Origin of the sequence: [Clostridium] symbiosum ATCC 14940, from assembly GCF_000466485.1 — a bacterium.
Lineage (GTDB): Bacteria > Bacillota > Clostridia > Lachnospirales > Lachnospiraceae > Otoolea > Otoolea symbiosa.
In genome coordinates, this window is the sequence record NZ_KE992872.1 from 15929 (window position 1) to 38503 (window position 22575).

17 protein-coding genes and 1 pseudogene are annotated in these 22575 nt (G+C 48.2%); 8 read left to right on the forward strand and 10 right to left on the reverse strand.

What is annotated here, in order from left to right; translation table 11 throughout:
• Window positions 1-334 precede the first annotated feature (334 nt).
• Both CLOSYM_RS07780 and CLOSYM_RS07785 read right to left on the reverse strand, forming a co-directional pair.
• Window positions 335-4120, reverse strand: a complete 3786-nt coding sequence (locus tag CLOSYM_RS07780; RefSeq protein WP_021641688.1) for a hypothetical protein — start codon at window positions 4118-4120, stop codon at window positions 335-337.
• A 124-nt stretch (window positions 4121-4244) separates the two neighbouring features.
• The gene (locus CLOSYM_RS07785) at window positions 4245-6260 is read right to left on the reverse strand and encodes a DUF6273 domain-containing protein (RefSeq protein ID WP_021641689.1); all 2016 of its coding nucleotides are present in this window, start codon (window positions 6258-6260) and stop codon (window positions 4245-4247) included.
• Window positions 6261-7033: 773 nt separating this feature from the next.
• Between CLOSYM_RS07785 and CLOSYM_RS07790 the strand changes: the two genes are divergently transcribed.
• From CLOSYM_RS07790 to CLOSYM_RS07800, 3 genes are read left to right on the forward strand one after another with little or no spacing between them, the layout of a single operon-like run.
• Window positions 7034-7408: a GntR family transcriptional regulator gene (locus tag CLOSYM_RS07790; protein WP_003499078.1), complete on the forward strand. Its 375-nt coding sequence runs from the start codon at window positions 7034-7036 to the stop codon at window positions 7406-7408.
• A 2-nt stretch (window positions 7409-7410) separates the two neighbouring features.
• Window positions 7411-8265, forward strand: coding sequence for an ABC transporter ATP-binding protein (locus CLOSYM_RS07795; protein ID WP_021641691.1), 855 nt, complete (start codon window positions 7411-7413; stop codon window positions 8263-8265).
• Entirely contained in the window at window positions 8266-8904 is a 639-nt protein-coding gene (locus tag CLOSYM_RS07800) for an ABC-2 transporter permease (protein WP_021641692.1), read from the forward strand.
• Here the strand turns inward: CLOSYM_RS07800 and CLOSYM_RS07805 are convergent.
• The 6 genes and pseudogenes from CLOSYM_RS07805 to CLOSYM_RS07830 form a co-directional block, all read right to left on the reverse strand.
• A pseudogene (locus CLOSYM_RS07805) lies at window positions 8867-9574 on the reverse strand (MATE family efflux transporter); the annotation flags it as partial. The gene CLOSYM_RS07800 and the pseudogene CLOSYM_RS07805 overlap by 38 nt on opposite strands.
• Before the next feature lie 305 nt (window positions 9575-9879).
• Window positions 9880-11334, reverse strand: coding sequence for a 4Fe-4S dicluster domain-containing protein (locus CLOSYM_RS07810; protein ID WP_003499085.1), 1455 nt, complete (start codon window positions 11332-11334; stop codon window positions 9880-9882).
• Between the two features lie 86 nt (window positions 11335-11420).
• A complete protein-coding gene (locus CLOSYM_RS07815) occupies window positions 11421-12599 on the reverse strand; it encodes a SpoIIE family protein phosphatase (protein WP_003499087.1) in 1179 nt (392 codons plus the stop codon).
• Entirely contained in the window at window positions 12599-14314 is a 1716-nt protein-coding gene (locus CLOSYM_RS07820) for a [Fe-Fe] hydrogenase large subunit C-terminal domain-containing protein (RefSeq protein WP_003509067.1), read from the reverse strand. The genes CLOSYM_RS07815 and CLOSYM_RS07820 overlap by 1 nt, the downstream gene beginning before the upstream one ends.
• A 220-nt stretch (window positions 14315-14534) precedes the next feature.
• Window positions 14535-14780 carry a (2Fe-2S) ferredoxin domain-containing protein gene (locus CLOSYM_RS07825; protein WP_003499090.1) on the reverse strand — a complete coding sequence of 82 codons (246 nt, stop codon included), beginning with the start codon at window positions 14778-14780 and terminating at the stop codon, window positions 14535-14537.
• 453 nt (window positions 14781-15233) lie between these two features.
• Entirely contained in the window at window positions 15234-15506 is a 273-nt protein-coding gene (locus tag CLOSYM_RS07830; RefSeq protein ID WP_227072648.1) for a hypothetical protein, read from the reverse strand.
• Window positions 15507-15929: 423 nt separating this feature from the next.
• Here CLOSYM_RS07830 and CLOSYM_RS07840 point away from each other — a divergent pair, with 423 nt between their 5' ends.
• The 3 genes from CLOSYM_RS07840 to CLOSYM_RS07850 all read left to right on the forward strand — a co-directional run bounded on the left by CLOSYM_RS07840 (window position 15930) and on the right by CLOSYM_RS07850 (window position 18709).
• A complete protein-coding gene (locus CLOSYM_RS07840; RefSeq protein ID WP_021641698.1) occupies window positions 15930-17042 on the forward strand; it encodes an ABC transporter substrate-binding protein in 1113 nt (370 codons plus the stop codon).
• A 247-nt stretch (window positions 17043-17289) separates the two neighbouring features.
• Window positions 17290-18117 carry an ABC transporter permease gene (locus CLOSYM_RS07845; protein ID WP_021641700.1) on the forward strand — a complete coding sequence of 276 codons (828 nt, stop codon included), beginning with the start codon at window positions 17290-17292 and terminating at the stop codon, window positions 18115-18117.
• Window positions 18118-18130: 13 nt separating this feature from the next.
• Window positions 18131-18709 (forward strand): ATP-binding cassette domain-containing protein, encoded by a 579-nt coding sequence (locus CLOSYM_RS07850; protein ID WP_003509058.1) that lies wholly within the window; start codon window positions 18131-18133, stop codon window positions 18707-18709.
• Here the strand turns inward: CLOSYM_RS07850 and CLOSYM_RS07855 are convergent.
• Both CLOSYM_RS07855 and CLOSYM_RS07860 read right to left on the reverse strand, forming a co-directional pair.
• Entirely contained in the window at window positions 18702-19349 is a 648-nt protein-coding gene (locus tag CLOSYM_RS07855; protein WP_003499101.1) for an HAD family hydrolase, read from the reverse strand. The genes CLOSYM_RS07850 and CLOSYM_RS07855 overlap by 8 nt on opposite strands.
• Window positions 19350-19398: 49 nt before the next feature.
• A complete protein-coding gene (locus CLOSYM_RS07860) occupies window positions 19399-20784 on the reverse strand; it encodes a sodium-dependent transporter (protein ID WP_009296001.1) in 1386 nt (461 codons plus the stop codon).
• Window positions 20785-21233: 449 nt separating this feature from the next.
• Between CLOSYM_RS07860 and CLOSYM_RS07865 the strand changes: the two genes are divergently transcribed.
• Window positions 21234-21569, forward strand: coding sequence for a cyclic-di-AMP receptor (locus tag CLOSYM_RS07865; protein ID WP_009295999.1), 336 nt, complete (start codon window positions 21234-21236; stop codon window positions 21567-21569).
• 289 nt (window positions 21570-21858) lie between these two features.
• Complete coding sequence (locus CLOSYM_RS07870) at window positions 21859-22440, forward strand: TetR/AcrR family transcriptional regulator (protein ID WP_021641704.1); 582 nt, start codon at window positions 21859-21861, stop codon at window positions 22438-22440.
• Window positions 22441-22575 lie beyond the last annotated feature (135 nt).

Genomic DNA, 22575 nt, shown 5'->3' on the forward strand with positions numbered 1-22575 from the left:
CGGAATCTATCCTCTGTCTTCTTTGCTTTTACACACGGTTATTTTATCATGCTTTATCATCTATGACAATCAATTATGTTTTCCTTTTTACTTTATCTGCCTTTCATTTAACGCTCTGGTTCATCTTAAATTTTCCTTATCGTTTCCTCCATAGTTTTTAGGGGCGGCCGCCGTGCCATTAGCCGCCCATCATTTGTTGCTATCATTCAACCGTGTAATCTCTATTCAGTTGTCAATGTGCATCGATTTTGCTGCGTTGATAAATGGGAAAGTGGGAGTTACACCCACACTGCTCTGCAGCTTCTCTATTTTGAGAATTTTCCCTGATTCTTATTTATACCGAAATACCAGGAACTCTGACTTGAATCACTCCTTCCACCGTCCATTCCCCCTTATCATTCACCTGGTTCCCATCCGGTAACGTCGTGTTCTTCAAGAGCGCACCTCTCGTTCCATCCGGCTCCGGATTAAAATAGTATCTGCGTTCCAGACCGTCTGCTCCGGCAATCCACTGCCAGCCTGTCACCATATGTCCCTGTGTTCCATCGGACTTCGGCCACAGATAATACAGATTTCCGTCTGTATCCGGATACCAGCCGCTCACCATATGTCCGGTTTCATCAAAGCGGAACCAATCTGTGCTGCTTTGTTCTCTGCCTGCATATGGATTATGGACATAGGCCCATTCGTTGTGATACGTTCTTCCGTGTGCTGTAAACGCCCATAAACCGTCTGCCGTATTAACCCAGGTTCCGACAACGCTGCCGGTCGGAGCCGAGGTGCCTGCAGCCGGGCCATTTCCGGCAGGGCCGATGTCTCCGCCCGGGCTTACGCCTGAGGAGGAGCCGCTTCCACCGCCGGAGGAGCCGCCCTTGCCGCCGGAGCCTCCATATGTCAGATCAGACAGTTTATATCGGATTGTGGCATTGCAGATTGCCTTGAATCCTCCATCCTCTGTTGTAGCTGTAATAATCGCAGTGTGAACGGCTGTGTAAGGATATGTCTTATCCGTATCCTGAATCCATTTTGCGTTTCTGTTAACCGTCACCGTTCCGTCGCCGTCCAGCTTCAGGGAATCGTCGCTGACCTCAAAACGGCATGCCTTATTAAAGGCCATTTCCGGAAGCACAACTGCTTTTATCTTTTTTTCCCCGTCACCTGTCCATGAAATTACCGGGCTGCTTCTTTTACCGCTTTTCGTACATTCCAGTTCGAAATTCATGGTTTGCGGCTCTGTAATTACTCCCTCCGCATAAACCTCCGTCTGATCCTCCGTCACAAAATTGATCACAATATTGCAATTCGCTGTCTGACGGTTTCCCAGCATATCGTCCGCTGTAACCGTTACCTTCGCCTCCCTGCTGCCGGAGCCTTCAAGGACTGCATAAGGCTCATTCGTCCGGATGCCGTCATCTGCCTCCATGATATCCTGAATCCATTTTGCATCTTTCCTGACACTGACACCGGCGGACCGGTTCTCTCCATCCACGGTAGCAACGGCAGGATCGTCCACTGACCAGGTGATGTCTTTCCTGTCAAAAAAGTCCGGGAAAAATGAGGCAGTCAAGTTTTGAGGCGGTGTTACCAGTATCCTTTCTTCGGGCTTCTTCCGGCCGCCCGTTAGTCTTCTTGTCACCGTAAACCGGAGTTCCTCTTGATCAATGACCGCCCCCTCATTTGCCACATAAGTTTTATCTTTTATCTGAAAGGTGACATTAATCCGGCAGTTACCGGTACAGGGTTTTCCTTCAAAGCTGGCGGCCGGTCTGGTTGATGCCGTCAGAACGGCCACGCCTCCGTTCTGATGCCCGGCTCCGAAAATGGTGTCAGGAATCGGGTACCGGTAAGCATTGTCCGCCTGCTCTTTTTCCAGTTTCCGGATTGTATCATCAAAGAAGGACGCATTCAGATTGACACAGACAGAAGCACTTTTTTTCGTGAACCCTTCCCTGTCTTCATCGTCATTTGCCGCAAGTATAATCAGGTCCGGATCATCCACGGACCATTTGACAGAATTGTCCGCCACATCATTGTTTGTATCAACAACAGCCTGAATGAAGACAGGCTGAATTTGTGTTCCCTGCTGAAGCGCTCCGTTGATGTAGGAGGCAATCAGCTTTCCGTTGTGATCCAGAACCTTTGTCGTCTTCACAGGATTTTTCCTATTGCCTGTGCGTTCCTGTATAACGCTGATATTAAAATTTGAAGGAACAACCGATACCCTTGCCGCAACTTTTTTATACACGGCTTTCACCTCCGTGTTTTCCTCCGGCATGGTGAAGGTGTATTCGCCGCCGTTTCTATAAGTTGTCTCTTTCTCCCCTCCTACTGCCGTATAGGTCGGAACCCCGTCCATCTGAAATTTAGCTTCTTCCGTATTATTCGGTGATGTCGTTACCGTGACACTCTTTCCCGGCGCAACAGCCCCCCTTTTTCCCTTATTAACCGCACGGTAATAACTTCCGTCTCCGCGCGCCTCCAGCATCGCCACATCGTAATAATAGGTTCCTGATGATATTGTATCTATCTGGGGAATCGTAATTAAATACCCTCTGGTCGGGCGGCCTGCATCGTTGGGGGCAAAATGGTCGATTGAATACCCGGCTTCATCTGCACCGGCACCGCCGTGATCTTCATCAATAATCGATAAAATTCCTTTTTCCAGAACCTCATAATAGTACTGATCCGATATATTTTTCGATACTCCGCCCTGTACGAGGGTATAGAAAGGATCGCCCGGATGGGAATACCCAATATTTGCAGAATACGTATATTCATTGTCATCCGGAATTCCGCTTCCACATATGTTAAAAGCAATTTTGCTCTCCATGTCGGCAAACAAAAATCCAACATCCGCGCCATAGCGGAAATAATCCCCCGCCTCCCTATGTCCTATAAAGGTTCCCCTGTGCCCGGCCGCTCCGGTTCCCGACTGGCCGATTATTCCCTCAAAGCGTGCCACCTTCATTCGTCCTGACGCATACTTTCCCGTAATTCCTCCGACAATACCGGAGCCGCTTCCGCCAATCGTACCGGATACATAGCTGTTATAAATATCAGAGGCATTCTGGAATCCGGCAATTCCTCCAACCGTTGCATTACGGCCCTGTATCCGGGAGGTACTGTTATCCCCCGTCTCAACCCGGCAGTCCACAATACTGCTGCCAGCCGCCTTCCCGGCAATCCCGCCGACATATGTATCGATTCCTCCGTTGACATCGATTGTTACGTTGGATATGCAGTTTTCGATTACCGACAGGGACGGACCGCTCCCCTCAATTACAGCCGTAATTCCGCCGGATGTTCCGGATGCCGATACGCTGCCGGATACGGTACAGCCTGTGATTTTTGAATTTACTGCGCTGCCGGCCAGAATGGCAACCTCTTTTTGGCCGCATACTGTCTTTCCGGGCTTCAGGGTCAGATTTTTAACCGCAGCATCTTCAATTGCCCCAAAGAACCCAACCTTGTTCCAGGAAGTTCGGTTTAGTCTGAAATTGGAAATAGTTTTGCCGTTTCCATCAAAACTGCCGAAAAATTTATTTGTAATCTCGCCGGAAAACTCAGAGGAATCCCTGAAATATCCAATCGGATTCCACTCCATTCCTCCCAAATCAATATTGCTCATCAACCTGAAATGCTTACCGTCATAAGAGCCGATAATTTCTTCGTTTCCCTCCCCCGGCTGTACCCGCATTCCCATTGCGGCAAGCTGGGCAAGACCCATTAGCTGATTTTTATTTTTAATCTGATACGGTTTTTTTTCCGAACCGTCCCCGGCTGTTCCGTCTAAAAATGAAAAATCCCCGTTCCAGTTATCCCAGATATCTCCCAGCGAACTTTTTCCCACCGCCGACAGCGCCATGGAACTTGTTGCAGGGATCTCACTTCCGGATGCCGCTGCTAGCCTTTCCGGCTCTGCCTCTCCCGGAGTTGTCATGCGGTTCTCCTTGCGCCTTCCATCAAATTCCCGGCTGTACACGGTATCCCAGTCTTCAAAGGTAAACCCATTTGTCGCTGCCAACCCATGGAGAGAACCGGTTAAAAGCATGATGGTTATCAGGACTGCCGATGTCAGCCCTTTCCCCTGCCTGAGTATGCCCTGATTTCTTTTCTTCATCGTATCCTCCTCGCTTTCATTCTCAAAAGAGCTTTTTTTAAGAGCCGCCCTTGTTGTCTTCCTTCATTTCTCGTCCCCGCTGTCTCTATATATTACGGTTCTGCGAATAGAAACACGGTACTCCCTATTCTGCCTGCGGCACCGCAAAGGCGGGACGGAGTCCGTATGTCTGGCTCCCTGCCGGTACCGGATGAATATTTCCGTTGACTAAATCGACGGCGTATACATGATCGGAGTAATAAAATCTCCCTTCATGATCCTCTGCGTAATAGGGCGTCCGAAGATAATATCCCTGTGAATAGGGGCTTATCTGAACTGCCGGATTATTCTGCTGTGAACCGAACCGCCACAGTTCCTTCCTGTACCGGAGCGCTTCCTCCACAGAAAGGCAGAACAAACGATCCTGCATCAACTGAAAACCGATATCATGCGGCGCCAGCAGGCTGCCGTCCAGCTGCTCCATGGTTCCTGCCGCCGTCCCTCCTGTATAGGCCGTATTAATTCCAATCAAAACCGGTTCTAAATTAAAGCTGCTGTTCACGCTGTTTTGCGCCAGCCATTCCCGTATCCGGGAGGACTTATAATTATTATCAGGCCCGAAAGAAATCTCTTTTAATGCCATGCTGCTGCAGGTATCGGCACGGATCACACTGTCACAGAGAAACAGGGCGGCGCTTCGGCGGCCATCCAGATTATCACTGTAATCTTCATCCACACAGCGGAAACGGTACAGCTTCTGCCCTATCTGCCGCATCTGGATATCCCCCGTTTTCCAGTTTGACGGCTCAGCTTTCTCCCCTGTCTCCGGACATTTCAACAATATGAACGGGCGGACACCATACGCCCTGCTTTCCGCTGCCGGAACAAGGCACAGACCTCCCTCCGGATCCACGGCGTAAACAGCGCCTCCTGACACGGTCCGAAGAAGGCAGGCATTCCCTGCTTCTATCATTTCTGCATACGCTTCATACTCATCCGTTGAAAGCAGTGCCGCATAATCGTTCCTTACGTCTGCGTCCGGCCGTTCAATCGGCTGGAGGGCAGACGCGGCAGAAATGTTGTTGGCAAATGCGAGATTAAAATATTCCCGGAGAGGCGAACCGTTATAGTCAGACTCCGTAAAACAAATGCCCGTTATATCCTCCCCCAGCGTTTCCTCCGACAGATAGAGCATGTTTCCGGACCCTCTGTAATTCAAATCAAGACAGCGGAAGACAAGCTCTTTTTCCCCACTCTCCGTTTGGAGGACAGTTCTGATTCTGTCTCCAATCTGTGCGGGGAACGCCCGTTTTTTGCAGCGGTCACAGAGAGAATCTCCGTCCGAATCATAATGGCCTGATGCGGGGAGGATTACTGTCTCCTCCGTTCTGCATTTCTTACAGCAGTAGGTCTCCTGTCCATTTTTCAGACAGTCATTCTCCCCTGCAATGATAAGCTCCCAGTTATGGGTGCAGTTTTCCGCATTCCAGTTACGGCGAACGGAAATCCGGAGTACGGTGCAGCTATCCTTCCCAACCTTAAATCTGTCTTCCGTGACGGAAGAATACTCTGCATCAAAGCTTGTGCCGATTACCAGCGTCTGCGGCACGTAATTTTTTCCAATCATATAAAAACTGTGCCACCGGGCATCCTGAATCATGGAAACAAGATTTTTAATCCGTTCGTTATTGCGTGATTCATTCTCTACCATCAAATGAACGCCGCTGCCTTCCTCCTCTCCCTGTCCCGTAATAAGGCAGTCTGCCTTCCACGCCCGCTCAAGCCACCGGGCGAGCCTTTCCCGGCCTTCCCGATCCGGATCTTCCGGCGCCGCTATCTTCTCACCCTGCCGGTATTCGACGTAGTACTTATGGCGGCCTGCCTGATAGAGGAGAAATTCCTGGGGACTGTCTGCCTCCGCCCTCCAGATATGTTCGTCGGCCCCAATAATCTGCTCCGGAAAAGAAACATGGATTGCAGTTCCTTCCGGAGCCTGCCCCTGCTGCGAATTAAAAATCCTGTTATCATGGTCTGCGGCATCTACAAAAGATACCGTATATTCAATAAATCCCTCCTTTTCTTCTTTGCCATAGGAAGGGAAGCCGTGGCAGATTATCAGCACGGCGGCGGCAAGTAAAAGTCCTGTATTAAAACGCTTCACGACTTCCCTCCTTTGACTTCCCTAATCTTCCTTTTTTCCATTTCATTGTTTTAGGTTTTGTCATAATTTCCTCCTGTTTTTATTTTTTGGCAAACAAAATCACACTGGTATGATACGGCATGATTAATATTAGTAACAGTTCATGCAGTCTGAACTGTTACTAATGTTTTGAAACTCTGCGGATTCGGGTTTAGATGTAGCGGATTTAGACACTAAGCATGACTAACAAACAGAAATTCAGAATATGAAAAAAAATAGTACAAATTAAGCACAAAAGCAAAAAGATAATAATAAATTGCAAAATTGAATATTAAATGAAATACTGCCGGAAATTCGGCATCGATTGATTCATGGAAGGCCTTGGCCCGCCTTAGAACAGATAAAAGAATAAAACCGATAACGAAATTGATATCTGTAAGTCTCCTCCGATTTGAGGATGATTTTAATCTAACACAAATCCTTCTCTTTTGCAAGATCTGTTTTTAGATTTAACTGAGATTGGGAGGACGCGTCCGGAACGGGCCATGTCCGGTGTGGTGAGGGGAGTGGCTGAATCTTTCGTCCCGCAGAAAACCTATCCTTGGGGCGGAGGGGAATATATAGTCTGCGCAGCTCCAACCCACGACAATCTTCCCCGGGACGAAAGACTCATGAAACCACCTCACCGTACCGGCGGCATCCTCGCCTGCTTAATTTTTCTATTGACACTGTTCTCTATATGTATTATAGTGTACTTGTGACAATAATACAGTATAGTACAGCGGAGGTTTTTTGTGGAACTATTTATTAATAATCATGCAAGCAAACCCATCTATGAACAGATTTCCGATCAGATAAAAGCCTTAATCATAAACGGAGAACTAAAACCGGGAGATGCCATTCCGTCAATCCGTTCAATGGCAAAATCGCTTCATATCAGCGTTCTGACAGTACAGAAAGCATACGATTCTCTCCAGACAGACGGATTTATTGAGACAACGGCCGGAAAAGGCTGTTTTGTTTCGGCACAGAATCAAGACTTTTATCTGGAAGAACAGCAGAAGAAAATCGAGGAACACTTTTCCGAAGCCATCGAAATCGCCCGTTGCAGCGGTATCAAGCTGGATAAATTAACGAGACTTTTAACGCTTTTATACGAGGAGGACTGACCATGGATGCTTTAACTGTCAAAGGATTAAGTAAAACCTACAGCAGCTTTACTTTACAGAACATTTCCTTTCAGGTTCCAAAGGGCACAATCGTAGGATTAGTCGGTGAAAACGGCGCCGGTAAGAGTACAACCATCAATGCGGTGTTGGGGCTTATAAAAAAGGATTCCGGTGATATATCGATATTAGGCAGGCATGATTACGAGATGACGGCCGCTGACCGTGAACTGATTGGCGTAGTGTTTGACAACAGCAATTTTTCCGGGGAGCTTTCACCGAAAATGCTTCATAAGGTTTTAAAAGATATTTATTATACATGGGATGAAGCTCTGTATTTTTCGCTTCTCGAGAAAATGAATTTACCGCGTGATAAGAAAATCAAGACCTTTTCCAGAGGCATGAAGATGAAGCTGTCCATTATTGCCGCCGTTTCCCATCATCCCCGGCTTTTAATATTAGATGAGGCCACAAGCGGACTTGACCCGGTTACAAGGGACGACATCCTGGATTTATTTTTAACTTTTGTCCAGGAGGAAGAAAACTCCATTCTGCTCTCCTCCCACATTACAAGCGATCTGGAAAAAATAGCCGACTATATTATTTTTATTCATGCCGGAAAACTCGTCTTTTTTAAATCAAAGGATGAATTATTCGCAGACTATGGAATTATAAAATGCGGCCTGGCCCAATTTGGCCAGATTGAAAAGCAGGATATTATCGCTTACCGGAAAATGGACTATGAATGGCAGATTCTGGTCGGTGACAGAAAGAAAGCCGAGAAAAAGTACCCCAAAGCCATGATCGTCCCTGTAACAATAGACGAAATAATGCTGCTTTATGTGAAAGGAGAGACATAGATGAAAGGGCTTATCAGGAATACGTTTTACTCAATGGAAAATAATATCAAACTCGCTTTTTTGATGGCCGGCTTTTTAATATTGACTCCGCTGATAACCAGGGAACCCGTCGTTTTATCCATGATTACGGCCGTTCAGATATTTATCTTTATCGCTAATGTGGGCACGTCGCTCCAGGCCGATGAAATCTCAAACTGGAACCGCTTTGAACTGACGCTGCCGGTGAACGTTAAATCAGTGATTCTGGCAAAATATATTTCATTCTGTATCCTGATATTTTTCGGATTTGCCGTCAGCCTCCTTACCGGTCTGATTACGGTTGTAACTGTACCGTCATTGAACACAACTTCGTTGATTTGGGGGTATCAGTACGGTCTGACACAATCCATTACAGTGGCCGCGATAATGTTTCCTGTCATGCTGAAAATCGGCACAGAAAAAAATGAATTGATAATCCTGATATCCGCCTTTTTTGCCGGGATTTTCATGCTGATTGTCGCAGTATTACTCGCTCCGTGGACCGCAGGGATTAACCTGCGATCCGGCCTTGCCGGAGCGGCAGCTTTATCTGTTTCACCGCTGCTTTTGTTGATTTCCTATTTTATCTCGCTGCGGATCTACAAGAACAAGGAATTTTAATATGGGCAAGCTCTCTGTGCAGGCGGACCGCCATAATAACGGCAGCAGCGGCAGAGATAACGTCGGAAACAGGCTGGGCGAAAAGAATCCCATCCATCCCGATAAATGACGGCAGAAGCCAAATCACTGGCACAAAGCAGATTCCCTGTCTGCACGCTCCCAGGATAAAGCCTTCACTTGCTTTGCCAAGCGCAAGAAAAAGGGAGGAATAGACGGTATAAAAGCCAAAGAGCAGGAAAGTACAGCCGTTTGCCGCCAGGGCTTTCCGGCCGGCGCGGATCATTTCCCCGTCTCCTTTCGTAAAGCCTGATATAATGGCTGTTGAAAACAGGGCTAAGGTCAGTCCATAGACCGCGCAGAATACGGTCGACCATATAATCGCGGTTCTGACCGCTTCACACAGCCTGTCATATTTTTCAGCGCCGTAATTAAATCCGGCAATTGGCTGAAATCCTTTGATAAATCCAAATACCATCAGACTGCCCATAGCGGTGATTCTTGTTACGGCTCCCAGTCCGGCAATGACTGAATCACCATATTCTTTAGCCTGCAAATTGATGAGTGTTATGGACAGACCTGTCAGAAGCTGGAATACCAGGGTGGGAATGCCGACTTTCATAATTTCCGATATGATTTTCCCAGTAAAACAGCAGTCTTGAACGCGGAAGCTCCATTCTTCTGTTACCCTCATTCATGATAACACTCCTTTCTTTCATTCGAATTATATGCTATAGTATATATCACTATATTTTATAGCATCGTCAGTGTCATTACCCATAATACTGTAATTTATAGTATGTGTCAAGTAAAAAGAGAAGGCTTTGTTTTCCATGCTTTACCCGACGCAAAAAGCGCCTGTCGTGATTGGCTAAACCAAGACAGGCGCTCCTTTATTTTTCTTTCCCTATCTGTTCTTTTCTTTCTCAGCCGTCCGCGCCAGGTACCGCAGGCGCCGTGTTCCAAATCCGGCTGCGATTAATGTCTGTGCATTGAGAAGGAATCCATCTTATACTGTTTCAGATTCTCATGCACCTGTCTGGCATCGGCCTCGGCAATCAGCTTATCCCTTGATTTCTTCGCCTCCATCTCACTCTTATGGCTGCTCGGGCCGCCGACACAGCCTCCGACACAGGCCATTCCCTCCACGAAGTCCTCCGGAAGTCTGCCCATCTTCAGAAGCAGCAGCGCTTTCTTGCACTCTGCGGCTCCATTACATTTCACCACCTTGATATCGGCATTTTCATTCGTCTCTTTCAGGCATTCCAGAACAGCGGCCGTTACGCCTCCGCCGTTGGCAAAGCGCTTTCCAAATACGCTGGCCTGCTGGTTTTTATTCTCCTCCGGCTCCAGAACTACGCCTTTGGCACGGAGCATGGCGCGTATTTCACCGTAGGTCATTGCATAGTCGGCATTTCCCTGGATATTCAGATCCAAAGTCTCACTCTTCTTGGCAATACACGGGCCGATGAATACGGTGACGATCTCAGGATCCTCCGCTTTCAGCATCCTTGAGACGCCGCACATCGGGGATACGGTGGTGGACATATTGTCGATCAGCTCCGGATAATGCTGTTTAATCATATTGACGAATGCCGGACAGCAGGAAGTGGTCATCTTCTTACCCTCTTTATAGGCCTCCGCCCACTCCTCAGCCTCCGCGGCCGCCGTCATATCTCCGCCCAGGCCAACCTCCACCATATCGGCAAACCCAACCTTCTTGAGGGCGGTTCTCCAGCTGTCAAAGGTAATATCCGGCCCGAACTGGCCTTCTGTGGCCGGGGCCAGCATGGCTACTACTTTCTTTCCCGCATTAATCAGGCGGATTACATCTACCATGAAGGTCTTGGAACCGATTGCTCCAAACGGACAGCTGTGGATACACGCACCGCACTGGATGCATTTCTTCTCGTCTATCACGCAGATACCGTACTCGTCGTAAGTGATGGCGTCCACCGGACACACCTTTTTACAGGGTCGTTCCAGATGAGCGATGGCATTGTACGGGCAGGCTGTCGCACATTTACCGCATTCACGGCATTTGTCCGGGTCAATAAACGCCTTATTATTGCCCATCGTAATGGCTCCGAAGGGACAGGAGCTCTGGCACGCCTTGCCCATACATTTACGGCAGTTGTCCGTAACCGTATAGGAGGCAATCGGGCACTCCTCACAGGCCGCATTGATAACCTGGACCACATTATTCGTGTTTCTTCCCGTAGGGCACTTGCCTTCCGCAAGACGGACCCTCTGTCTGATTACTTCTCTCTCTTTATAAATACAGCAGCGGTAATGGGCCTGCGGTCCGGGAATCATTTTGCCCGGAAGTTCGTCCCTTTTATCATCCACCAGCTGATCCTCCCATGCCAGCTTCGCTACCTCGTAAAGTACATCATGCTTTAACTTCAGTATTGTTGCGTCATTTGTTACCATTTTATATATCCTCCTTGTAACTGTTAAGTAGGTTTATTCCGCGGGATGTTACCGCTCCTGTTACTGTTCACAGGTAGTATCCCGCCCTAATAGTACGTAACCGTAACTCGTTTTCCCATTTTTTCGACTGCCGTCTTAAGCTGCCTCACCAGATTCTGCCGGATTCCCAGATCAAAGGGGAGTCCCGGATTCTGGTAAGCGCTGTTAATGGCTTTCCCCACATACAGGTTCAGCTCCGTACAGTCCTCTATCAGAATTTTCGCAAGCATGGACGCTCCGTTATTTTTGTCCAGCTCTTTGAAAAAGTCGTAGCTCAAATCTTTTTTTTCTACAAACCGGTTCAGTATGTCAACAACACGGCTGAGAGTCAGGACTCCCTCCGTTACCAGCTCAATTCCATCCATATAAGCGATGGGCGGGATCTCCGGGTCCGTATAATCCATTGATACCTTCAGCGGCCTTCCCAGCTCTCTAGAAAGAATCGTTGCACTGGTTCCTCCGGAGACGATGCGGGAAGCCGTCTCATCTTTCATAAACTCCGAGATAATCCTCTCATCGTCATCCCGGTCCACGGGCGGCCCCGTCATCAGATGCACCGGTCTTCTGTCAATAATCTGCATCACGGCTACCGTCGTGTCATCTCCCGGTTTTCCCTCATAGAGCTTATCGCATTCTTCGCAGACAGCCGCCGCGAGACGAATCGAAGAGATGGCATGCTCCCTTTGTCTTACCACAAATTCCGCAATATCCTTCCAGGGCCATCCAAAGGTCATGGATTTGCCCACACCGGCGTGGATCGTGCCGTCGCTAAGAAGAATCAGCGCATCTCCCTTTTTTACGGTAAAACGGAACTCATTAATCTCTTTATCCTGAACTACCCTTGTGTTCCTGGGGATCTTGATTACTTCCCCGTCCCGGATAAAAATACAGCGGGGATTATCATATTCCACCAGGTAAGCCTCTCCGTTATTAAATACCTGGAGGATGGAAAATGTGGCGTAGGCCACCTGCCGGATCTGACAGATGGGCAGCGTCTGCATGATGGTTTCGACGCACTCTTCCAAAGTGGCGCCGTTTAAAAACATCGTACCGAGAATTTTGGCAGTCAGGGTGGAGAGGATGTTGGCTTTTACCCCGCTCCCCATTCCGTCCGCCAGGATCATTACATCGGAATCCTCCGTTTTTAAAAGCTCCACCGTATCTCCGCAGAGGATTTCGGAATATTTATTCAGACTCTTATAAGTGACATCTACGGTAATTCCCATTATCGGACCTCACTTTCGTTCCCGTCATCAATCAAAGAACAAAGTTTTGTAAGTGTCGTTTTTGTTTCTGCTGTTGTCTCTCCCAGAAGCCCCGCTATTTCCTGGGCCACCATCATCTGCTTAAAAATTACTTTCTGGGCAAGTTCAATTGTGGCTTTTCTCTTTTCATACTCCTGCTGTTCCAGCTTCTCCTCCCTCGTCACATCGATAAGCGTGGCGATTACCAGATTACCTTTGGAAATATAGGCAATATTCTGCAGGGTGGCAAGCTTCAGGTCCGGATAAAGCACTTTTCTGCTGTGGATATTGGTATGCGTCCTGAATACCTCTTTTACATCTTCCGTATCGATGAATTCTCCCAGCAGGCGTCCCTTCATCTCCTTGCGTTTTATACCAAAATATTTTTCCGTGGCCGCGGAGCATTCCAGGATCTTCAAATCTTCGTCAATCACCATAATGATATTCGGCGAGGTCTCCATAACCAGATGGGACATCGATCTTGCCCTGTCAAAAAGGTAGGGGATGCACATATTAAGCTCCGCCTTCTTCTGGCAGACGGCAATCGCTTTTTCGCGGCAGGTCGGATAGCCGCAGGCTCCGCAGTTTAATTCCTGTTCCGGCCTGGTTTTGCCCGTTTTTATTAAAATCTCACGGATCTCTTCCTCCGTAGGCATAATCTCTTTCCGGGCACGGTTTTTAAAGGTACGGCCGATGGAAACAGCCCTGGCCTTCTCGCTCAGAGCCGACAGCTCCGCAGGTTCTCTGGGAAGCGTCGCCTCCAAATCCAGCTTAACCTTAAAACTGGATACCGTAGCCGCGGTAGCAGGGCCGTTGATGCAGCCTCCGTGGCAGGCGTTCATCTCAATAAAACAGCCCTTCACTTCGCCGGTCATCATAGCCTCACAGACGTCCAGGCAGTCCTTGACGCCGCTGACATAAAATTTACGGTACCTGTCCGGCTTTGTCTTTGTCGTCTCCACCGAAGTCAGCAGCCCTCCGCTGACCGGATACCGCAGGTTCGCGCCGAGATGGCGCTCGTCAAAATCCGCGTCTTCGCATTCGTCTATTTTAATTTCTTCTTCCTCAAGCCATCCTTTCAGCTCTTCAAACGTCAGGACCGCGTCGGGGCTGACCGCCCTCATTTTCTCTTTCTCGGCGATACAGGGCCCGGCGAAGACAATTCTCGCCTCCTCCCCGTACTCCTCCCCCAGCATCCTGGCATGGATTCCGGAAGGGATCAGCACCGGAGCCAGATAGTCAATGAGTTCCGGATAATGAATCTCTATCAGACTCACGATGCTCGGACAGGCCGTGGTGATGATGTTCTTCATATCGCCCTTTTCCAAAAGCTTCACATACTCGCCGGTCGCCATCGCAGCCGCTTCCGCCGTATCACGTACATCCGTGAAACCCAGCTTCAAAAGGGCATCTTTCACCTGCCCCCTCGTTTTATATTGAAACAGCCCGATATAAGCCGAGGAAAGTGACAGGATAACCGGCCTGCCCTCTTTTATAAATGATTTTACTTTTTCCAGCTCGCTGGACATCTTTTTTGCAGACTGCGGGCAGCTAATCAGGCACTGGCCGCACAGAATGCAGCGGTTCGGCATAATATAAGCGTGGCCGTCACGAATCATGATCGATTTTACTTCACAGTCGCGGACGCACTTATAACAATGCTTGCACATCGCGGCTTTGAAATCTATTATCGGCATCGCATTCTCCCTCTTATTGATGGCGGTGACCTGTGCGCGGGGCATGCAGGTTATTGTTGTTACTGTTCACAGGTTGTATTCCGCGAGGTGTTTTCGTGCGCATTTTGCACGAAAATCCCGAGTTTCACGGCACGAAACTGCGTTTTTTGCAGTTTCTGTGCATCGCGAAGCGTGTTATTGTTTACATCATGCCGCTTTTTGGCATGGTGTGAACAGTAACTTATTGTTTAAGCCGTCCTAAAATCTCTTTTTCAAAGAATTCTTCCGTCGTTTCCGGCTTTACGGAATACAGTTCCCCGTCCACCGTTACGCAGACTCCCTTCAGGCAATTGCCGGAACAGAAATCTCCGTTTAAATCCACCTTGCCGTCCAGCTTGTTGTCTGTGACAAGCTGCTGAAGCTTCTTAATCACTTCTCTGGAGCCTTTCAGATGACAGGCACTGCCAATACAGATCGATACTCTCATTACTTAAACCTCCCTGAATTCTTCTCATCCATTCTATTTACTGTTACGGTTCACAGCCCTGCATAAAGCGCAGTTTTGTGTTCAGCAACTATTTATTACCAGGGCTTTCACCCTTTTTGATTCTCTTCCGTCGGCTGCGCGTGACCCCTTCCCCAGCAGTGAGAACAAAGTCGTTTTCTGCCGCCTTCCGGCTGTACTTATTATCTCATATTGTGATATTATTATCAATCCTTTGCGTTATGTTTTCTTGTATTTTTTTTAAGGCATTCCCTGGGTTTTCCACGATTTTATACAGATTTCCAATACATTTAACATTTTCTTTACAATCCGGCCAGGAGGGCTTTTATCTGATTGGAAGATTTTCATATGAGACAAAAAAGGGGTATTGCCATGAGCCGATATCTAATCGGCCATTTGACAATACTCCCTTTTCTGTAATTTTTCACGTCTGATTTATTTTGCCGCCGTTTCCAGGCTCTCCTGCAGGATGGTTCCGAGTCCGTCCACCGACTGATCGATATCCTGATAAAGCTGCTTTACACTGTCAAGAGCCAGGACTTCATCAAAGAAATCATTGGCGTCGGCTCCAATCAGCTCAACCGGTTCAAGCCCCTCAAATCCCGGCGCTCCCTTTATCTCCTGCCCTGCTCCTGTCTCCATGCCGCTGCAGGCGTCAGAGACGCTGCCATTGCCGCCGCAAGCACGGCTCCCATCATACTGCTCCATTTTTTCATAATTTTCCTCCTGATTCCATTTCAAACTTATTTTACAGTCGTCTGTACAAGCGGCCTTTATGCCGATATTATAAGGGGTGGCGTACGGAAATTCTAATGGTGTATTTTTACATAAAACACAGTAAATCCGCATAGATTTCAGTCAATTTTTAACTTTTTATTTGCACCGGACGCCTCTTGTTTTTTTCCGGCCGATCCTGTATAGTAAGGTTAGTTCGCGCTCACACTGAAGCATCCGGCCGTCTGTCAAGGGATTGGCTTCCTATGCTGAGGAGGAAGCATGAGTTTATGGCACCCTCTTTCAGAGTGCTGTAATTTCCGGTACTCATTACCGGCTGTTTCTCATCCGTTTCCTCGGTGTGGGCTGCGATATCACTGCTTTTCAATACCACAAAAAGAGAGGATTGAGACAATTATGAAAAAATTATTACCCATTCTCATGGCATTCGCCATGACCGCCGTATCCCTTACTGGCTGTGCATCCGGCAGCAAGACCGCAGAGACTTCGGCCGCCGGCAGCGCACCGTCCGTACAGGCCGAATCATCGAAAAGCGCTGACGCTTCGGCGTCTGCTGAGGAAACAGCTTCCGAAGACGTTTCTTCCGAAAACGCTTCAGACGGCGCTGAGAATAACTCCGAAGGCGCTGTCCGTATAGGTTCCCTGAAAGGGCCGACATCCATGGGCCTTGTTTCCCTGATGAACTCCGATACTTCCGCCAACCAGTATGACTTCCGGATGGTGACTGCCGCCGACGAGCTGGTCGCTTCCATTGCCTCCGGCAAACTGGATATCGCCCTGGTCCCTGCGAACGTGGCAAGCGTGCTGTATAACAAGACGGAAGGAGGAATCTCCGTCATAGACATTAACACCCTGGGTGTACTCTACATTGTTTCTGCCGATGATTCCATCAAATCAGTCGCTGATTTAAAAGGCAGGACAGTCTATCTGACCGGCAAGGGTACAACCCCCGATTATGTGATTCAATACCTGTTAAAAGCAAATGGCTTATCGGAACAGGACGTAAAACTGGAATATAAATCCGAAGCTGCCGAGGTGGCTGCAATCCTTAAGGAGAAGCCGGATTCCATCGGACTTCTTCCGCAGCCCTTTGTGACTGTGGCCTGCGCCCAGAACGAGACGCTGAAAATCGTACTGGATCTGACTGCCGAGTGGGATAAGGTACAGGGAGCAGAAGGCAGCCGCCTTGTAACCGGTGTTACCATCGTCACTAATGAATTCCTGAAAAATAATGAAGAAGCCGTGAAAGTCTTCCTCTCAGACCACAAAGTTTCCGCAAAAGCCGCTGTCTCCGATCCCAAGACGACAGCCGAACAGATTGTACAGGCAGGGATTATCGAGAAGGCCCCGATAGCCCAGAAAGCGCTCCCCTACTGTAACATTACTTTTATCGAAGGTGAGGAAATGAAAGCGGCTCTGTCCGGTTATCTGAATGTCTTATTTGAACAGGATCCGAAATCCGTCGGCGGAAAACTGCCGGCCGACAATTTTTATTATATCGAGAAATAGCAGTGTTACTTTTCACACGGTAATGTCCCGCAAGGTGTTTTCGTGCGTATTTTGCACGAAAATCCCGAGTTTCACGGCGCGAAACGACGTTTTTTCCGTTTCTGCGCATCGCGAAGCGTGTTATTTTTCACAGCATTGCCGCTTTTTGGCAAAGGTGTGAAAAGTAACATAACGGTAACCGTTTAAACAAATGAACCGTTACAAATAACAACTACGGGGCATATGACCTCGATCCGGAGACAGGAATATGAATAATCTGAAGCATTTAAATACGGCTGAAAAACATAATAACGGCAATCTATTAAAAAAGACCGGGATTTTTCTGTTCTGGCTGATTTTGTGGCAGATTCTGTCTTCCTCCATCAATAACTCAATTATATTTGTGGGGCCGGCCGATGTTCTGGCTTCACTGGCGGCACAAATTACCACGCCGGAATTCTGGAAAACCATCGGCCTGTCTTCATTCCGCATCTTCATTGGATTTCTGAGCGCTTTTTTCTGCGGAATCATGACCGGCTGCCTGGCTTTCCGTTTTTCCTTCCTGGATGAGCTTCTGGCCCCGGTAATGCTGCTTGCCAAATCCATCCCCGTAGCCTCCTTTGTTATCCTGGCTTTAATCTGGACCGGCTCGGAGAACCTGTCGGTATTTATCGCGTTTACAATTGTACTCCCGATGAGCTATACCGCAACTTTGTCAGGCCTCAAAAGCACTGATGAAAAACTGCTGGAGATGGCATTCGTATTCCGCTTCTCCTTCCCGCGGAAAGTGAAAGCGGTCTATTTTCCTGCATTACTGCCCTACCTGATGACCAGCGTCAGGACGGCTCTCGGGATGAGCTTTAAATCCGGAGTAGCCGCAGAGGTAATCGGAGTTCCCAGCCACTCCATCGGGGAGCAGCTTTATATGGCTAAGATTTATCTCGACACGGCCGGCCTTTTTTCGTGGACCCTGGTAATCATCGCAGTCACATTTTTAATTGAAAATCTTTTTCTGTTTTTCCTAGGCTCCCTCGGTAAAAAAAATCACGCCGGGACAGGATGCAGGCGGAAAAAAAAGGAAAATATGCAGAATTGATACGGAGGTTATCATGGAACTGATACTCGACAATATTTATAAATCATATGGCTCCCTGCCGGTCCTCTCAGGCGTCAGCATGAAAATTGCATCCCCGGATATCTGCTGCCTGATGGCCCCGTCCGGAACCGGAAAAACCACCTTGTTCCGTCTGATTATGGGCCTGGAGAAACCGGATTCCGGCACAATCTGCCCTGCGCCGGAACAAATCCGGTTTTCCGCCGTATTTCAGGAAGACAGGCTGATCCCGGAGTTTTCCCCGCTGGAGAATGTGGCCCTGGCCCTGCCGGGCCGTCCCGACAGGCCGTCGCTTTTCAGGGAGCTTGCAAGACTTCTCCCCGAGGAAGCGATCATCCGTCCGGTCTCTACTTTAAGCGGAGGGATGAAGCGGCGCTGCGCCCTGCTGCGCGCCCTGCTGGCTCCCTGTGATATGTTCATTTTCGATGAGCCGTTTACCGGCCTGGATGAAAAGACAAAGGACAGGGTCATCCGCTATCTTCTTGAGAAAACAGACGGACGTCCTGTCCTGATGTCCACCCATGACCGGAACGATGCCGGGGCTCTGGGGGCTAAGATATTGGAATTTAATTGACGGGAGGAGGGCTCGTCCTCACCTGCTTATTTATCACCTGTGAAAACAGGTATTCCCTGAGTTTTTCCACATCTCCGTCCGCAAAGCAGTATCCTTTCATGCCGCAGGCCGCTGCCCCGTCAATATTAGCCTGTATATCGTCGATAAAAAATGATTCCTCCGGAAGTATCGAGAACTTCTCAAACAAACGCCGGAATATCTCCGGCTCCGGTTTCAGCATCTTCTCTTCCGCCGAGACAAGAACTCCGTCAAAATATTCGATGCCGGGTATTTCCTTTTCAAACACACGCAGTCTGTGGGACGCATTGGAACAGAGATAGACGGCACATCCGGCTTCTTTTATCTGCATTACAAGCTCCCTCATTCCCGGCTTCGGTTCTATATTAAACTCATGCCAGTGGGCCAGACATAATCGGGCCATCTCCCTCGTTCTCTCGTCCGGCAGTCTCTTCTGCACGCGTCTTAATGCCTCTTCCTCCGTGATGGTTCCCCGATCCAGAAGCACCCATTCTTCGGCAAAAAACAGTTCCCTGCTCATCAGCTCCACATCCTCGCTGCTGTCCGTATACTGCCAGCAGACCCTGACCGCATCATAGTCCAGCAGGACGCGTCCCATATCAAATACAATGTTTTTAATCATTCTTTCCTCCTAAAGACCGGCAGCAGGCGCTGTCGCTGCAATATTTGAATTATGAAAGGCCCTGGCCCTTTCCAACAGTAAAATACAAAATCAGCACGATAACGGCAGGCGCGACAAAACGCACGATAAACTCCCAGGCCCTTCTGAGACGGAACGGGTACCGGCCCCCGGAGCTGATTTCCTCCGACGCCTTCCCTTTTCCCCAAATCCAGCCTGCAAAAATACAGAAACAGAGTGAACCCACGGGGATCATCAGATTATCAGTGAACTTCTCCATCACCGCATTCATCGGCAGCATCTGGATTCCTTTCGAAAAGTCGAACCAGGGCAGGTTGATATTCCTCGACTCCAGCTGGGAAAGGGAATATCCCGCGCTGAGAAACGCCATCGGAACCGACAAAATCACAGTCGCCTTCAGCCTGGAAACCTTCCATTCCTCCGTAATGAAGGCAACACAGCTTTCCAGAATACTGATTGCGCTGGTGAGCGCCGCCAAAAACAGGAGCACGAAAAAGAACAGTCCGAAGATCCTTCCTCCCGGAAGCCCGTCAAATACCTCAGGCAGGGCCATAAAAGCAAAGCCTCCGCCCATACCAAGGCCTTCGGCTCCCAAGGTAACAAACACAACCGGAATAATTGCAAAAGCCGCCAGAAATGCCACCAGCGTATCCAGAACGCAGATGCAGGCCGCGCTCTTTACAAGATTGTCTTTTTTCGGTACATAGGAGCCATAAGTCACCATGATTCCCATTCCGACGGAGAGGGAGAAAAATGCCTGTCCAAGCGCTCCTACTAACGTATCCCGGTTAAAGCTTCCCGGTTTAATTGTGAGCATGTAGGAAAGCCCCTCTCCTGCACCCGGAAGCGTCACCGCCCGTACCGCGCAGGCAACTAACAGGATGAACAAAGCCGGCATCAGAATCTTGCTGACCCTCTCGATACCCTCAGAAACGCCCTTCACAACAACATAGATACAAAGAACCAGAAATACGAACCCCCATGCAAGCGGCTGTACCGGTTCCGAGATAAAGTTTACAAAATATTCCTGGTAAGACACGGTTCCGTTGCCAAACCCCGGCTCGGCCAGGTAGGCAAAAATATATTTAAGAACCCATCCTCCTACCACACTATAATAGGACATAATGACAAAGAGTGTCAATACACCGATTCCGCCTGCAAACGTCCATTTTTTATTGAGCTGGTGAAACGCCCCTACAACGTTTTTTTGTGTAGCTCTTCCGATGGAAAGTTCAGCCAGCATAACCGGAAAGCCTACCAAGGCCACAATCACAATATAAGACAGTAAAAATGCCCCGCCGCCATATGCTCCGGTCTTTCCCGGAAACTTCCAGATATTGCCCAGACCAACGGCAGATCCTGCCGCCGCCAGAATAAATCCCATATTGCTGGCCCACTGGCCTCTTCTCTGATTCATGATAATTCCCCCTGAATATAATTTGTTAAGCATCTGTAAATGCGGTTGTTCCCAAGTGTTTGTATTTCTGGGACAAACACCCGAAACGCAGACGCACGTCTGCTATAATAGCAGATTTATACAGAAATGTCCATTTTCCGGAGGTCACCCAGATATACGAAATAGTTATTCCAGCTATAACCTGCAGCTATTTCATGTATTTATATGGCGGACTATTGTAAAATTTATACGGACATAGCCTTTTCCTTGCCCGGGACTCCTTTTCCGCAGTCCACCCGAAGACCAGCCGCAAAGCCTTATTTTCCGGCACTTTTCCGGTATTTTCCCGGCCGTATATTCAGTGAAATAGCAAAATTATTTTGGAAAAATAAATTTTAATGAACTTTTTATTCCCATTTTCTCGATTTAATGGTAAAATAGTTACAATAGTGAGTTAGGAGGTGCTGAATATGAAGATGATTATGGCAATTATCGGAAGCGAGGATGCGGATGATTTAGTTTACGAATTAAACCAGAATTCTTTCTTTGTTACTAAACTTTCCACCATGGGCGGTTTTTTAAAGAAGAAAAGTACGACTCTGATGCTGGGCGTTGACGACAGCCGTGTTGAGGAAGCGATTACCATTATCAAAAAGATGTCAGGAACAAGAGAACAACTGGTTTACACACCACCAACCATGGCCGGGAACTGCTGCCCAACTGTCAATATGACGGTTCCGATGAATATGAAGGTGGGCGGTTCCACAATCTTTGTTATGAATGTTGAAGATTTCCAGAAATTTTAACCATACCGTTTTACGGTGTGACAGTTCTCTACAGAAAAAAGCCGGATGATTCATATCCGGCTTTTTTGCGTAACAGTTCAGCCATGATGTATTCCGCTAGGCGTTTTTTGCCGTTTCTGTGCATAATTGATGACGGTGACCTGTGCGCGGATCGTGCAGGATCGTTTGTTGCAGTTCGGACGAAGGCTGAACTGCAACTTTTTTGCACCCGGAAAATATAAAAAGATTGACTTTTTGAAACCCAGCCTGTAAAATCATATGAAAGTGAACACTTGCACGAGGTGAATAGATGGATGCTACAAGCCAAAAAATCATAGATGCGACAATGGGATTAATCAGAGATAAAGGATATGTCGCAACTACCACAAAAGATATTGCCAGGGCCGCCGGAGTCAATGAATGTACTCTTTTCAGAAAGTTCAAGAGCAAAAAAGAGATTGCCCTCAGCGGAATGGAGCAGGAAAAATGGCTCGGGAATCTGACACCGGAGGTATTTACCAATGTAGTGTGGGAATTACAGCCGGATTTGGAAATGTTCATGAACACCTACATGGAGAAAATCACCCCCGATTTCGTCAACCTGTCCATAGGGCTGAGAGCGCCCCAGTTATACGAGGAAACGGCTCCGCTGATTATGAAAATCCCCCAGGCCTTTCTCTCCTCCCTGACCGGCTATCTCGAGGAGATGGAACATCGCGGCAAACTTCCCCGACAGGATTTTGAATGTCTTGCAATGACAATCTTCTCCGCAACTTTCGGCTTTACATTTCTGAAGGCCTCCTTCGGAGAGAATCTGACCAAAGCGGAGCGCAGGGATTTTGTCAGAAAAAGTGTGGAAACCTTTGTCGGCGGAATACCGCAGATAAAATAAACATTTTGTACCTGTCCGGTGAAAAAATACAGAACCGGCAGGCTTTTCAGGGGCCATTGACAGAACAGGCACTGCCGTCCGGCAGTGCCATAATCTAACCCGTTAATACAAGCAAGTACATGCATTCCAAATATA